This is a genomic window from Bradyrhizobium sp. BR13661, from assembly GCF_029892425.1.
Classification (GTDB): domain Bacteria; phylum Pseudomonadota; class Alphaproteobacteria; order Rhizobiales; family Xanthobacteraceae; genus Bradyrhizobium.
Window position 1 is genome coordinate 349,822 of record NZ_JARXWB010000004.1, and the last position, 13,585, is coordinate 363,406.

15 protein-coding genes are annotated in these 13,585 nt (G+C 66.1%); 9 read left to right on the forward strand and 6 right to left on the reverse strand.

Features of this window, described 5'->3' with window-relative positions; all coding sequences use genetic code 11:
• The first annotated feature begins 49 nt into the window (after nucleotides 1–49).
• Nucleotides 50–940 carry a LysR family transcriptional regulator gene (locus tag M2427_RS09350; protein ID WP_280705956.1) on the forward strand — a complete coding sequence of 297 codons (891 nt, stop codon included), beginning with the start codon at nucleotides 50–52 and terminating at the stop codon, nucleotides 938–940.
• On the opposite strand, the gene M2427_RS09355 is transcribed toward M2427_RS09350, so the two are convergent.
• Nucleotides 927–1,142, reverse strand: coding sequence for a hypothetical protein (locus M2427_RS09355; protein ID WP_102690395.1), 216 nt, complete (start codon nucleotides 1,140–1,142; stop codon nucleotides 927–929). The two genes, M2427_RS09350 and M2427_RS09355, sit on opposite strands and share 14 nt — an antisense overlap.
• Before the next feature lie 46 nt (nucleotides 1,143–1,188).
• Between M2427_RS09355 and ruvX the strand changes: the two genes are divergently transcribed.
• Genes ruvX through M2427_RS09370 form a run of 3 tightly spaced genes read left to right on the forward strand, consistent with a single transcriptional unit; the run spans nucleotide 1,189 to nucleotide 3,065 of the window.
• Nucleotides 1,189–1,668, forward strand: coding sequence for a Holliday junction resolvase RuvX (gene ruvX / locus M2427_RS09360; RefSeq protein ID WP_254135435.1), 480 nt, complete (start codon nucleotides 1,189–1,191; stop codon nucleotides 1,666–1,668).
• Nucleotides 1,669–1,681: 13 nt separating this feature from the next.
• Complete coding sequence (locus M2427_RS09365; RefSeq protein ID WP_280705958.1) at nucleotides 1,682–2,137, forward strand: hypothetical protein; 456 nt, start codon at nucleotides 1,682–1,684, stop codon at nucleotides 2,135–2,137.
• A 4-nt stretch (nucleotides 2,138–2,141) separates the two neighbouring features.
• A complete protein-coding gene (locus tag M2427_RS09370) occupies nucleotides 2,142–3,065 on the forward strand; it encodes an AEC family transporter (protein WP_280705959.1) in 924 nt (307 codons plus the stop codon).
• 4 nt (nucleotides 3,066–3,069) lie between these two features.
• Here M2427_RS09370 and M2427_RS09375 read toward each other — a convergent pair whose 3' ends face one another.
• Genes M2427_RS09375 through M2427_RS09385 form a run of 3 tightly spaced genes read right to left on the reverse strand, consistent with a single transcriptional unit; the run spans nucleotide 3,070 to nucleotide 6,239 of the window.
• Nucleotides 3,070–3,834: a CPBP family intramembrane metalloprotease gene (locus M2427_RS09375; protein ID WP_280706041.1), complete on the reverse strand. Its 765-nt coding sequence runs from the start codon at nucleotides 3,832–3,834 to the stop codon at nucleotides 3,070–3,072.
• 23 nt (nucleotides 3,835–3,857) lie between these two features.
• Nucleotides 3,858–5,501, reverse strand: coding sequence for an acyl-CoA dehydrogenase family protein (locus M2427_RS09380; RefSeq protein WP_280705960.1), 1,644 nt, complete (start codon nucleotides 5,499–5,501; stop codon nucleotides 3,858–3,860).
• A 21-nt stretch (nucleotides 5,502–5,522) separates the two neighbouring features.
• Nucleotides 5,523–6,239: a M15 family metallopeptidase gene (locus M2427_RS09385; RefSeq protein WP_280705961.1), complete on the reverse strand. Its 717-nt coding sequence runs from the start codon at nucleotides 6,237–6,239 to the stop codon at nucleotides 5,523–5,525.
• Nucleotides 6,240–6,457: 218 nt separating this feature from the next.
• Between M2427_RS09385 and M2427_RS09390 the strand changes: the two genes are divergently transcribed.
• The 4 genes from M2427_RS09390 to M2427_RS09405 all read left to right on the forward strand — a co-directional run bounded on the left by M2427_RS09390 (nucleotide 6,458) and on the right by M2427_RS09405 (nucleotide 10,679).
• Nucleotides 6,458–7,405 carry an aspartate carbamoyltransferase catalytic subunit gene (locus M2427_RS09390; RefSeq protein ID WP_015685626.1) on the forward strand — a complete coding sequence of 316 codons (948 nt, stop codon included), beginning with the start codon at nucleotides 6,458–6,460 and terminating at the stop codon, nucleotides 7,403–7,405.
• A gap of 5 nt (nucleotides 7,406–7,410) precedes the next feature.
• On the forward strand, nucleotides 7,411–8,712 hold the full coding sequence (locus tag M2427_RS09395; RefSeq protein WP_280706042.1) for a dihydroorotase: 1,302 nt from the start codon (nucleotides 7,411–7,413) through the stop codon (nucleotides 8,710–8,712).
• A gap of 35 nt (nucleotides 8,713–8,747) precedes the next feature.
• A complete protein-coding gene (plsY, locus tag M2427_RS09400; protein WP_280705963.1) occupies nucleotides 8,748–9,344 on the forward strand; it encodes a glycerol-3-phosphate 1-O-acyltransferase PlsY in 597 nt (198 codons plus the stop codon).
• A 168-nt stretch (nucleotides 9,345–9,512) separates the two neighbouring features.
• Nucleotides 9,513–10,679: a patatin-like phospholipase family protein gene (locus tag M2427_RS09405; protein ID WP_280705965.1), complete on the forward strand. Its 1,167-nt coding sequence runs from the start codon at nucleotides 9,513–9,515 to the stop codon at nucleotides 10,677–10,679.
• Here the strand turns inward: M2427_RS09405 and M2427_RS09410 are convergent.
• Complete coding sequence (locus M2427_RS09410; protein ID WP_280705966.1) at nucleotides 10,671–11,915, reverse strand: amidase; 1,245 nt, start codon at nucleotides 11,913–11,915, stop codon at nucleotides 10,671–10,673. The genes M2427_RS09405 and M2427_RS09410 overlap by 9 nt on opposite strands.
• A gap of 114 nt (nucleotides 11,916–12,029) precedes the next feature.
• Here M2427_RS09410 and dprA point away from each other — a divergent pair, with 114 nt between their 5' ends.
• Nucleotides 12,030–13,148 carry a DNA-processing protein DprA gene (gene dprA / locus M2427_RS09415; protein WP_280705967.1) on the forward strand — a complete coding sequence of 373 codons (1,119 nt, stop codon included), beginning with the start codon at nucleotides 12,030–12,032 and terminating at the stop codon, nucleotides 13,146–13,148.
• Here dprA and M2427_RS09420 read toward each other — a convergent pair.
• Nucleotides 13,145–13,555 (reverse strand): helix-turn-helix domain-containing protein, encoded by a 411-nt coding sequence (locus tag M2427_RS09420; protein WP_280705968.1) that lies wholly within the window; start codon nucleotides 13,553–13,555, stop codon nucleotides 13,145–13,147. The genes dprA and M2427_RS09420 overlap by 4 nt on opposite strands.
• Nucleotides 13,556–13,585 lie beyond the last annotated feature (30 nt).

Consider the following 13,585-nt stretch of genomic DNA (forward strand, 5'->3'; position numbering starts at 1 on the left):
GAAAAATGAATTGTAGAGAACGTTGCCATCACAAAAGTGAAACGACGCCATGGAACTGAGCGACCTCCAGACCTTTGCCGCGGTCGCCCGCACCGGCGGCATCACCCGCGCCGCCGAAGAGCTCAACACGGTGCAGTCCAACGTCACCCAGCGCATCAAGGCGCTGGAGGGCGAGATCGGCACGCCGCTGTTCGAGCGCCACAGCCGCGGCATGGCGCTGACCGGCGCGGGCAAACGTCTCCTCCCCTACGCCCAGCGGATGGCCGCGTTGTCGCGTGAAGCCGTGCTCGCCGCGCGCGACGATGGCGAGCCAAAGGGACCGCTTTCGATCGGATCGATGGAGACGACAGCCGCAGTGCGGCTGCCGACGCTGCTCGCCGATTTCCACCACCGCTTCCCCGCAGTCCGCCTCAGCCTGCGCACGTCGCCGACCGCCGATCTCGTCGACGGGGTGCTCGAGGGCACGCTGGATGGAGCGTTCGTCGCCGGGCCCATCACGCATGCCGACCTCACCGCGACGAGCGCCTTTCGCGAAGAGCTGGTGCTTGTGAGCGCGCGGCGCTGGGCTTCGCTCGCCGAGCTGCGCGCCGGCACGTCTGAGTCAGGCCCGACTGCGCTGGTGTTCCGTACCGGCTGCACTTATCGCCAGCGGCTCGAACAGATATTTGTCGAGTTCGGCTGGCCGTCGGCGGCGCGCTTTGAGCTCGGCACGCTCGACGGCATGATCGGCTGTGTCGCCGCCGACATGGGTGTGACGCTGCTGCCACGCACGGTGGTCGAACGCAGTGCGATGAGCGGCAGCGTGACGATGCACGCCCTGAGCCCGTTGCACGCCCGCGTCGAGACGCTGTTCATCCAGCGCCGCGCCGGCCATCAAACCAGTGCGCTTCAGGGCTTCCGGTCTTGCCTGACCGGGGATGACGAGATCATCGCGGCCTGATCCACCACCGCCGCAGCGCAACGAGGGTCCAGATCGCCTCGACGAGGCCGAACGGCCAGGCCCCCTGCAGGAAGCCGTAGGCCGAGCCCAGCGCGCAGGAGGCGGCGAACAGCAGCACGAACCAGGGACTGCGGTCCTCCATCGCGTAAGTGACCAGCATCGCGGTCACGGCAAACAAGCCGAATAGAGTCAGTGCATCCATCGTTCAGGGTTCACTCCGCGGCGCAACGCATGATATGCGCTAGTCCATGCCGGCTCTTATCCTGCCTCTCGTCGATGCTGCAACCCACTGGCCCGAACGCGGCGGGTTGATCGGCCTTGATCTGGGCACCAAGACCATCGGCGTAGCCGTCTCCAATCCGGACCGGCGGCTGGCGACCGGTGTCGAGACCATTCAGCGCAAGCAGTTCAAGCAGGACGCCGCTCGCCTCCTTGCGATCGCAACCGAGCGCAAGGTCGTCGGCTTCGTGCTCGGCCTGCCCATCAACATGGACGGCAGCGAAGGCCCGCGTGCGCAGTCGACCCGTGCCTTCGCCCGCAACCTGGCCAATCTGACCGCGCTGCCGATCGGCCTCTGGGACGAGCGCCTCTCGACCGCAGCCGTCGAGCGCGAGCTGATCGGCATGGACGTCAGCCGCGCCAAGCGCGCCGAGGTGATCGACGAGCACGCCGCCATCTTCATCCTGCAAGGCGCGCTCGACCGGCTCGCCAATCTGCGGCAAGGCTGATTGGAAGCGACTGATGGCACTGCCGGCAAGAACAACAATATCGATCGGCGCCCTCCTCCTTGCTCTCCTCGCCGTCCCGGGCTCGTTTGCCGCGGAAGATCATGCCGCCTCGGAGCTCAAGGGCACCTGGTCCGGGACATTCAATCAATATTCGCACGACATCAACGACAGCTTTGCCGTCAAGCTGACTGTCGATGCGATCTCGGGCAGTGAATTCACCGGCACGATGGAGTGGCCGACCTTCGACACGACGACAAGAGTGATGGGAATGGTCGAGGGCTCGCTGATCAAGTGGACCGAGACCGGATACATCAAGGGAGATGACGCCGTCCTCAATGGCCTCTACGTCGCGCACTTCACCGCCACGAACGAAATCACCGGCGACTGGATGGACCCCAAGCACACCATCACACCAAAAGGCCCCCGCTTCGGGACGCGCGGTGCCGATTTCGTGCTGAAGAAGGACTAGGCGCATGGCCGCCGTGATCGCCGCGCTGCTGCCGGTCTTCATCCTGATCGTGCTCGGCGCGGTGCTCCGGCACAGCCTGATGCGGCTCGACACGCAATGGCACGGGCTGGAGCGTCTGACCTATTTCGTCCTGTTCCCGATGCTCTTGATCCAGACGCTGGTGAGGGCCGACCTCACAAATGTGCCGGTTGCCGGCGTCGGCGGCGCGCTGTTGCTGTCGGCGCTGGCGATGTCGCTGTTGTGCCTCGCGCTGCGCCCAGCGCTGGCGCGGCTCGATATCGACGGCCCGGCCTTCACCTCGATCTTCCAAGGCGCGACGCGCTGGCAGACCTATGTGGCACTGTCCGTCTCCGCCAATCTTTATGGCGACGTCGGACTGGCGCTGGCATCGGTCGCGATGGTCGCGATCATCCCTCTCGTCAACGTCTTCAGCGTTGCCGTGCTCGCGCACTATGCGTCCCCGGAGAAGCAGTCCGCGCGCGCCATCGCCATGACCGTGATCCGCAATCCCCTGATCTGGGCCTGCGCCATCGGCCTCGTCATCAATGTCGTCCATCTGCCGCTGCCAAAGATCTGGCACGAGGTCGCGGACGCCCTCGGTCGCTCCTCCCTCGCGATCGGGCTGCTGGTCACCGGTGCGGGCCTTCAGCTCAAAGGCCTGCTCCGCCCGAGCCTGGGCGCAACGATCGGCGTGGCGTTCAAGCTGGCGCTGATGCCGGTGCTTGCGCTGGCGCTCGCCGTCTGGTTCGGGCTGACGGGCACCAACCTCGCCATCGTTGCGATCTGCGCGGCAGTGCCGACCTCGCCAAGCGCCTATGTGCTGGCCCGCCAGATGGGCGGCGATGCGCCGCTCTTGGCGCAGATCATCACGCTGCAGACGATTTTGGCCGCGATCACGATGCCGATTGCGATCGCGCTGGTGGCCTGAGGCCTCAGCTCCCCAGCCACATCGTCAGCACCACCGCGGTCAGGTTGTTCAGCGCATGCAGCACGATGGTGAGCCAGAGTGAGTTGGCACGGTAGCGCATGTAGCCGAACCAGAGGCCGATCGAGAAGACCTCGGCGAGGAAGTACAGATCGTATTGCAGATGCACCGCCGTCCACACCAGTGACGACAGGATGATCGCGCCGGGCACGCGCAGGAAGCTCGCAGACCAACCGCGGAACAGGAAGCCGCGCGCGAGCACCTCTTCCGACATCGGCGCAGCCACGCTGAAGGCGAACAGCAACAGCAGCGCCGCGCCCTTGTCGCGGCCGGATTTGAGGAGGTCGGTCATGAAGCCCGGCGTCGCCTCGCGGCCGAGGGATCGCGACACCACCTCCCAAGCGAGCACAGTCAGCAGAAGCCCGGCCGCACCGAGCAGGAATTGCCGCCAGGTTGGCCAGCGCAGCGCGAGATAGTCGACGAAGGAGGCCTTCTTGACGCGGATGGCGAGCCACACCGCAGCTAACGTCGCAGGCAGGCCCATGATGACCGACAGCGCCAACGCCTGCGGTTCGCGGCCGACGGACTGGATCGAGCCCATGTCGAGCGGCAGCCCGCGCATCGCAATCAGAAGCAGGATCGCCCCGACCTGGCCGACGAACATCGCAACGAAGATGAGCAGGCCCCACAGCGCCGTGCCCCAGAACTTCCAGACGCGCAACGGCGCGGACGTCACGATCAGCGGCGGATGGTCGGGATTGAGGGAATCCACCGAGAGGCTTTCGTTTGGCAGGCTCACGGCAGCGCCCGCTGCAGCAGCGCATGCACGTCGCTGCTCTCGAGCTCGATCGCGCCGTACGTGCTGGCGTGATTGGTGGCGAGACGCGTGACGGCGAAGAGCTCGGCGTGGTGGGGTGAGACACCGTTGAGCGCTGCTGTGGCCGCGAGCAGTGCCAGCCTCTCAACGGCCAGGCGAGCGACGCGTTCGCCGTCGGCCCGGCGGAAGGTCTTGCCGATATAGGCGACCGCCTCACCCGTCCCCGGCAGTCCTTTCGTCTCAGCCGCAAGGGACTTCAGCACCGCCATCGCAGGCTCCGGCTCGCGCGAGAGAGCGCGGAGCACATCGAGGCACATCACATTGCCCGAGCCTTCCCAGATCGCGTTGACCGGCGCCTCACGGTAATGGCGCGCCAGAATGCCATCCTCGACATAACCATTGCCGCCGAGGCACTCCATAGCCTCGTACAGAAACGGCGGCGCGCTCTTGCAGGTCCAGTATTTGACCGCGGGCGTCAGCAGCCGCATATAGGCGGCCTCCGCCGCATCATGCGGCGTGCGGTCGAAGGCGCGGCAGAGCCGCATCACCAGCGCCGTGCTCGCCTCCACATGCAGAGCCATGTCGGATAGCACGGCCTGCATCAAGGGCTGATCGGCGAGATGCTTCTGGAACACGCTGCGGTGGCGGGCGTGATGCAGCGCATGTGCGAGCCCCGAGCGCATCAGGCCGCTAGAGGCGATCGCGCAATCCTGCCGCGTCAGCTGCACCATCTGGATGATGGTGCGGATGCCCTTGCCCTCCTCACCGACGCGTTCGGCATACGCGCCGACGAACTCGACCTCCGAGGATGCATTGGAGCGGTTGCCGAGCTTGTCCTTCAGCCGCTGGAACTGGATCGCGTTCACCGAGCCATCGGGCGCAAAACGCGGCATGAAGAAGCAGGTCAATCCCTGCTCAGCCTGTGCCAGCACCAGGAACGCGTCGCACATCGGCGCCGACATGAACCATTTGTGGCCGGTGACGCGATAGGCGTTCCCTTCCCGCACCGCGCGCGTCATGTTGGCGCGCACGTCAGTGCCGCCCTGCTTCTCGGTCATGCCCATGCCGAGCGTCATGCCGCGCTTGTCCCACCACGGCGCGAAGCTGGGATCGTAGCTTCTGGTCGACAGCACCGGCATCACGCGCGCGAGCAGGTCCGGCTGCATCGCCAGCGCGGCGACGGAAGCACGCGTCATCGTGATCGGACAGAGATGACCAGTCTCGACCTGCGAGGCCATGTAGAATTTTGCCGCGCGGATGACTTCAGCGGCATCGCCTGCCGGCCTCCCATCCACGGTCCATGTCGAATTGTGCACGCCGGCATGGGCGCTCTGCGCCATCAGTTCGTGGTAGGCGGGATGAAACTCGACCTGATCGCGGCGATTGCCCTTGGCATCGAAGCTGCGCAGTTTCGGCGTGTTCTCGTTTGCCACGCGGCCGCGATCGGCCATCGCCGCTGAGCCCCAATGTTTCCCGAATTCGGACAGCTCCCGCTCCGCCGCCGCGCCGCCATTGGCCTTCACCGCTTCGACCAGCGGACGGTCCACGGCAAACAGATCGATGTCCTCGAACGGCGGCGACTGGTTGAAGACCTCGTGGGTCGCGAAGCTCGGCTGCGTCATCTCGTATCCTCAGCGCGGATTTTAGTTCCGCCGCGGCGGAATCGGGAAATCATAGGCCGCCCCGCCCGCCCCCGGCAGGGAAAAATGCCACCACTCCTTCGAATAGTTCACAAAGCCTTGCTTCGCCATCGCAGCCACCAGCCGCTTGCGCCAGGCGCGCTGGTCCGGCGAAATCGATGGTGCTGCGGTGTGCCCCATGGCATCCGTGCAATCATAGCCGGTGCCCATATCCACGCTGCCTTCCGGCAGCCGCGCCGAGACCGGCGCCGTGCAATCGGCATAGGTTTTTGCTGGATCGATCCTGGCGGAATTGTCGGCCTTGAGATCGACCAGCGTGAGATCCAGCGCTGCACCGGTCGAATGCTGCGAACGGCTCGCGATATAGCCAAGGCGAAACAGCTCGGACTTGGCGATGTGTGGATTGTAGCGCCGGTCGGCCGCGGTCTCGTGGCCGTTCTGCGACCATCTCACCATGTCGAGCGAGGCGCGCGCCGGCCGGTAGCAGTCGAACATCTTCAGCGACAAATTCTGCGCCGCCAGGTCCTGCTGCACAGCCTTCAGCCGCAGGCCGACCTCGCGCTTCACCACGCATTCGCCGGCGCCGTAGCCGGCGAGCGGACGGCCGATAAAGTTGTTCGGCGTGGCGTAGCGAATGTCCTGGATGATGGTGGGGTCGATGTCGCGCAGATAGACGAAGCCGCCGGGGAGCGATTGGGCGTGGGCGGATGAGATAGCCACGATTGATACAAATGCAGCAAAAATTGGTTTCACAATGCCTCCCAGATTTCGTCATTCCGGGGCGATGCAAAGCATCGAACCCGGAATCTCGAGATTCCGGGTCTGGCGCTTGCGCGCCATCCCGGAATGACGGAGCAGGAGACAGATCAGGGGATAACTCCCCGTCCCGGCATTGGCCCTTGCTCCCCCCGCCATCCGCGCCTATAGCTCTCGCTTTAATGACATCAAAATCGACCTTCGTCCTCGGCCACCGGCATCTGCTGGGCATCGAGGGCCTTTCCGCGGCCGACATCACCGGCCTCCTCGACCTGTCCGAAGAATATGTCGAGCTCAACCGCCAGGTTGACAAGAAGCGCACCGTCCTGCGTGGACGGACGCAGGTAAACCTCTTCTTCGAGGCCTCGACCCGGACCCAGTCCTCGTTCGAGCTCGCGGGAAAGCGGCTCGGCGCCGACGTCATGAACATGTCGGTGTCCTCCTCGTCCATCAAGAAGGGCGAGACGCTGGTCGACACCGCGATGACGCTCAACGCCATGCATCCTGATATCCTTGTGGTGCGCCATCACGCCTCCGGCGCGGTGGAACTGCTGGCGCGCAAGGTTGACGGTTCCGTGATCAATGCCGGCGACGGCGCGCATGAGCATCCGACGCAGGCGTTGCTGGACGCACTCACCATCCGCCGCAACAAGGGTCGGCTCGAAGGGCTCGTGGTCGCGATCTGCGGCGACGTGCTGCATTCGCGCGTGGCGCGCTCCAACATCATCCTTCTCAACACCATGGGCGCCCGCGTCCGCGTCGTCGGTCCCTCCACGCTGCTGCCGCCCGGCATCGAGCGCATGGGCGTCGAGGTCGCGCGCGACATGCGCGAGGGCCTGAACGGCGCTGATATTGTGATGATGCTGCGGCTGCAGCGCGAGCGCATGAACGGCTCCTTCGTGCCGTCCACGTCGGAATATTTCCATTATTTCGGGCTCGACCAGAAGAAGCTCGCCTACGCCAAGCCGGATGCGCTCGTGATGCATCCGGGTCCCATGAACCGCGGCGTCGAGATCGACACCGCGGTTGCCGACGGCGCGCAATCGCTGATCCGCGAACAGGTCGAGATGGGCGTGGCCGTGCGTATGGCCGTGCTCGAAGCGCTCGCCCGCAACCTGCCGAACGCGTGATGCCCATGCTGACCGACCGCCGCCCGATCCTGCTCGCCAACGCCCGCGTCGTCGATCCCTCCAGGGATTTCGACGGCCCCGGCGACGTCCTGATTGCCGACGGCATCATCCGCGAGACCCGCCGCGGCATTGGCGCGGCCGGCGTCCCCGAGGGCACCGACGTCGTCAACTGCTCCGGCAAGATCGTCGCCCCGGGCCTGATCGACATGCGCGCTTTCGTCGGCGAGCCCGGCTTCAGCCATCGCGAGACCTTTGCCTCGGCGAGCCAGGCGGCCGCGACCGGCGGCATCACCACCATCATCTGCCAGCCGGATACGTCGCCCGTCATCGACAATTCGGCGACCGTCGATTTCGTGATGCGCCGCGCGCGCGACACCGCGATCGTCAACATCCAGCCGATGGCCGCGCTCACAAAAGGCATGCGCGGCGAGGAGATGACCGAGTTCGGCCTGCTCAAGGCCGCCGGCGCTGTCGCTTTCACGGATAGTGACAAGAGCGTGACCAATGCGCAGGTGATGCGGCGCGCGCTGACCTACGCCCGCGATTTCGACGCGCTGATCGTGCATCACACCGAGGATCCCGATCTGGTCGGCGAAGGCGTGATGAACGAGGGCGAGTTCGCCTCGCGCCTCGGCCTGATGGGCATTCCGAAGGCTGCCGAGGCCGTGATCCTCGAACGCGACATGCGCCTCGTCGCGCTCACCGGCGGCCGCTATCACGCGGCCTCGCTGTCCTGCATCGAGTCGCTCGAGATCCTGAAGCGCGCCCGCGACGCCGGCCTTGCCGTCAGCGCCTCGGTCTCGATCAACCATCTTGCGCTGAACGAGAACGACATCGGCCCCTACCGTTCGTTCCTGAAGCTGTCGCCGCCGCTGCGCACCGAGGACGACCGCCGCGCGCTGGTGGACGCGGTGGCCTCCGGCCTCCTCGACGTCATTATGTCCGACCACAATCCGCACGACGTCGAGATGAAGCGCCTGCCGTTCGCGGAAGCGGCGCCCGGCGCCATCGGGCTCGAGACGATGCTGCCGGCGGGCCTGCGACTGGTCCACAATGACGAGCTCGACCTCAAGACGCTGATCCGGGCGATGTCGACCCGGCCGGCCGAATTGCTCGGCTTGCCCGGCGGAACTTTGCGCATCGGCAGCCCGGCCGACGTCGTCGTGATCGATCCTGATGTACCGTGGGTGGTCGATCGCGACGACCTCAAATCGCCCTGCAAGAACACCCCGTTCGACGAAGCCCGCTTTACAGGCCGCGCGATCAGGACCATCGTCGGCGGACGGACGGTTTACGAGCATGTCTGATGGGCGCTGGCTATGTGAACCATGGAGAAACAGCCATGGGGCTTGATGCATTCCTGCCGGTGGCCCTCGTCATCGGCTATCTGCTCGGCTCGATTCCGTTCGGGTTGATCCTGACCAGGCTCGCCGGCACCCAGGATCTGCGTTCGATCGGCTCCGGCAATATCGGCGCCACCAACGTGCTGCGCACCGGCCGCAAGGGTCTCGCCGCAGCGACCCTGCTGCTCGATGCGCTCAAGGGCACCGCGGCCGTGGTGATATCAGGCTACATCGCCGGCCCCAATGCCGCGATGGTGGCGGGCCTCGGCGCCTTCGTCGGCCATCTCTTCCCGGTCTGGCTCAAGTTTAAGGGCGGCAAAGGTGTTGCTGTTTATATCGGGATCCTGCTCGGCTTGTTCTGGCCGGGTGCCGTCGTGTTCTGCCTGCTGTGGCTGGCGACCGCCTTCACCACCCGCTATTCCTCGCTCTCGGCGCTGGTCGCGGCCTTCATCACGCCGCTGTTCCTGTGGTGGTTCGGCCACCTCGCGCTGGCCTCGCTGTTCGCAGTGCTGACGCTACTGCTGTTCTACATGCATCGCGAGAACATCAAGCGATTGCAATCAGGAAAAGAAGGCCGGATCGGCGAGAAGGCTTAAGTCGCGTTCTCGACCCAAGACCGGAAAAAGTACGGATACCGCCGCAGCGCGTCCGCATTATATGCCAAATCCTGTTCGCAACTTGCGTCCGGCTCGCGGGCGCCAGTGGCGAACGTGGACCATGCCTGTCATCCTGACAGAGGAAATGGCGTTACGCGGTTGCTCAGAATGAGCGAGAAGAGTCACGGCACGCATGATGACGGTCGCGCGCAGGGCACTGCGGCGAGCCGCCTGCTTTCATCGACCAATATCTGGTCCGATGCGCCGCCTCCGGCGCCAAAGCCAGCGCCAATTCCACCACCGCCGCGACCTGATCCGGTCCCGCAGGCTCCCGCCACCATTGCCTCCGTTGCGCCCATGCAGACCCGCGCCGATCAATGGCCGCCGCGAAAACTCTCGCTGGCACTCCAGGGCGGCGGCACCTTTGCGGCGTTCACCTGGGGCGTGCTGGAGCGGCTCCTGGAAGAGCCATCCATCGAATTCGACGCGATCAGCGGCGCCAGCGCCGGCGCCATCAACGCGCTGCTGCTCGCCGGCGGCCTCGCCGAGGGTGGCCGCGAAGGCGCCCGCAATCGCCTGAACCGGTTTTGGCTCCGGCTGATGCACGAGGCCTCGTTCCGCTCGCTGATGCTGGTCGGCGGCTTCTCGCCGGCGGGAAGCTCGGTCGCGTTCGGCCCGACGCTGCGCTCGGGCCAGTTCGATCCGTTTGATCTCGACCCGCTGCGCCAGGCGCTTTCGCGCGACATCAATTTTGCCGCCTTGCGCGAGGCGCGATGCCCAAAGCTCCTGATCGCGGCGACGCGGATCCGCGACGGGCAGCAGCAGATTTTTGGCAACGATGCCATCACAGCCGACGTCGCGCTGGCCTCGACCTGCCCGCCTTTGGTCCACTGCGCCGTCGAGATCGACGGCGAGGCTTATTGGGATGGCGGCTTTGGTGGCAATCCGCCGCTGATCGGGCTGGTGCGGCAATCGACTACCGCCGACCTGCTGCTTATTCAAGTGACGCCCACGCGCGACAGCTTTGTCCCGATTACGCTCGCCGCGATCGATCGCCGCCTCGACCAGATCGCCGCCAATTCGGCGCTCAAGGCCGAGATCGCAGCGATGGAATGGGCGCAGTCGCATGCAGCACCTGCGCTGCGGCTCTCGACGATCGCTGCGGAAGACTCGATCGAGGGGCTGGCGCAGCGCTCATCGGCCGATCTCGGCCGCGGCTTCATTCGCATGCTGCACCGAAGCGGCCGCGAGGCTGCCGAGCGCTGGCTCGGGCAGAGCGCGACAGGCGCCGAGACCCGGCGCGCCCTTGCCGCTGCAGAACCTGCGCTAGCCTGATTTCGCCAGCGCGTTCTCCAGGAACCACGCAGCCGCCAGCGCACCGGGATCGTTGCCGAAGCGCGCGATCACCTGCACGCCAACAGGCAGGCCGCCGACCTTCAGCACCGGCACGTTGACGCAAGGATTGCCCATCAGCGTCCACAGCCGGTTGTAGCGGGGTGAGCCGGTCGAGGCGAGCTCCTTGGCCGGCGCGGTGCCCGGCGCCGAATAGGTCAGCAGCACGTCGAAATGTTCGAACAATTCGCCGAGCTCGCGCCGGCCACGGCGGGCGATGCGGCGTGCATCGTCATATTCCTTCGGCGTCAGGCCAACCGTCTCATCGAGGCTCGCACGCAGCATCGGCGCGATCTCGTCATGATGCGTGTCGAACTCCCAGGCGAGCGCGCGATGCGCCTCGAAGTCCTGGATAATCGGGTGGATCCGCCAGGCTTCGGCGACCGCCTCGGGCAGATCGATGGTCCGCACGCTGGCGCCGGCCGTCTCGGCCGCCTTGATCGCAGCCAGCAATCCCTCTTCTGCCGCCGGCTCCACGGCCTCGGCGAACTCCTGCCTGACAACGCCGATGCGCGGCGACTTCGCCGGCGCAATGCCTGCGAATTCGGTGCGGCCGGTCATTCCCAGCAGCCCCCGCGCGAGATCTTCCGCGCGCGATCCGAACAGCCCGACCGTGTCGAGCGCCCACGAATAGCACTTGACGCCGACCGTCGGCAGCATCCGGAACGACGGCTTGATGGCAGCGGCACCGCAATAGGCCGCGGGCCGGATCACCGAGCCGCCCGTCTGCGTGCCCAGCGCCAGCGGGATCATGCCGGCACCGACGGCTGCGGCCGAGCCCGACGACGAACCTCCAGGCGTATGACCGGGATGGTGCGGATTGAGCGTCGGCGTCGGATCGCGCGAGGCGAACGCGGTGGTCGTGGTCTTGCCGATGATGGTCGCGCCCGCCCGCTTCAACATCATCACGACAGGCGCATCGCTGCGCGGCTGCCAGCCGCGATAGATCTCCGAGCCCATCTCGGTCGGCATGTTGGCGGTGTCGATGATGTCCTTGATGCCGACGGCGATGCCGCGCAGCGGACCTGACGCCTGCGCTTTCGCCGAGGTGTCGTGGCGGACGAAGGCGCGGACGTCCTTCTCCCTGGCCTCGATCGCCGCGTGCGACTGGGCAATGGCGGCCTCGGGCGAAAGCTCGCCCGCTTCGATGCGGCGCTGGAGGTCGGCGAGTGAGATCATGGCAAAACCCTTCTTATTGGGATCGCTTTTAGCATTGCGATGAGGCCGCGCAAGCGCACGGAGTTGTTGCCCACGCCCTCAGGTTGTTCCATGCTGCGCCCACAATGAGACGCCGTGGACGCCATCAACAAAAGCGTGGAGCTGACCGAGCAAGACCGGATCGACCGCCTGCGGCTGATCCGCTCCGACAATGTCGGACCCCGCACTTTTCGTTCGCTGGTCGATCATTTCGGCAGCGCGCGTGCCGCGCTGGAGCGCCTGCCGGATCTGGCGCGCCGCGGCGGCGCACAGCGATCCGGGCGTATCTGCAGCGCGGATGAAGCGAAGGCCGAGCTCGCCGCGAGCCGCAAGCTCGGCATCGCCTGGCTTGTGCCCGGCGAGGACGGCTATCCGGCGCGGCTCGCAACGCTCGACGATGCGCCGCCCCTGCTGGCGGTGCGCGGCGAGAACGCGGCGCTGATGCGGCCGATGATTGCGATCGTCGGCTCGCGCAATGCCTCCGGCGCTGGTTTGAAATTCGCCGGCCAGCTCGCGCGCGAGCTCGGCGAAGCCGGCTTCATCATCATCTCCGGACTTGCGCGCGGCGTCGACCAGGCCGCGCATCGCGCCAGCGTCGAGAGCGGCACCATTGCCGTGCTCGCCGGCGGGCACGATTGCATCTATCCGCCGGAGCATGACGACCTGCTCACTGCGATCCTCAATCAGAGCGGCGCAGCGATCTCCGAAATGCCGCTCGGCCACGAGCCGCGTGCCCGCGACTTCCCACGCCGCAACCGGCTGATCTCGGGCGCTTCGCTCGGCGTGATCGTGGTGGAAGCCGCGCACCGCTCGGGCTCGCTGATCACCGCGCGCATGGCGGCCGAACAGGGCCGCGAGGTGTTCGCCGTCCCCGGCTCGCCGCTCGATCCGCGCGCCGCCGGCACCAACGATCTGATCAAGCAGGGCGCGACCCTCGTCACCGAAGCCGCCGACATCATCAATGCGGTTCAGCCGATCATGGAGCGGCCGCGGATGCATCCGATGGGCGAACCCGGCAGCGAGCCGTTCGAGAGCGACCCGCAAGGGCACGATCGCGACCAGATCACCGGCCTGCTCGGCCCCGCCCCCATTACGATCGACGATCTCGTGCGGATGTCCGGTGCATCGCCCGCGATCGTGCGCACGGTGCTGCTAGAGCTGGAGCTGGCCGGCAAGCTCGAGCGTCACGGCGGCGGAATGGTATCGTTGATCTAGGTGCCGTTGCGCCTGTCGAAGCGCGTCCGCGCCGCCGCGATCTGCTCTTGGTGCTCGATCGCCCATTGCCCGAGCGCAATCACCGGCTGTTGCAACCCGCGGCCGAGATCGGTCAGCTCGTAATCGACGCGCGGCGGGATGGTCGGGAAGATCGTGCGCGTGACCAGTCCGTCACGCTCCAGCCCGCGCAAGGTCAAGGTCAGCATCCGTTGCGAGACGCCGTTGATCGTGCGCTTGAGCTCGTTGAAACGTTTCGGCCCGTCGCTCAGCATCATGATGACCAGCACGCTCCATTTGTCACCCACGCGCGACAGGATCGAGGCGACGCCGCGGCAGTCGGCATGGTCGCGATCCGGCCCCGGCGCCGCAGGAAAATTGATGTGTGCAGGTTTCAGGGATGTGCCCATGGCTCAAAAAAGTGCGTTCTTGCGAGGATT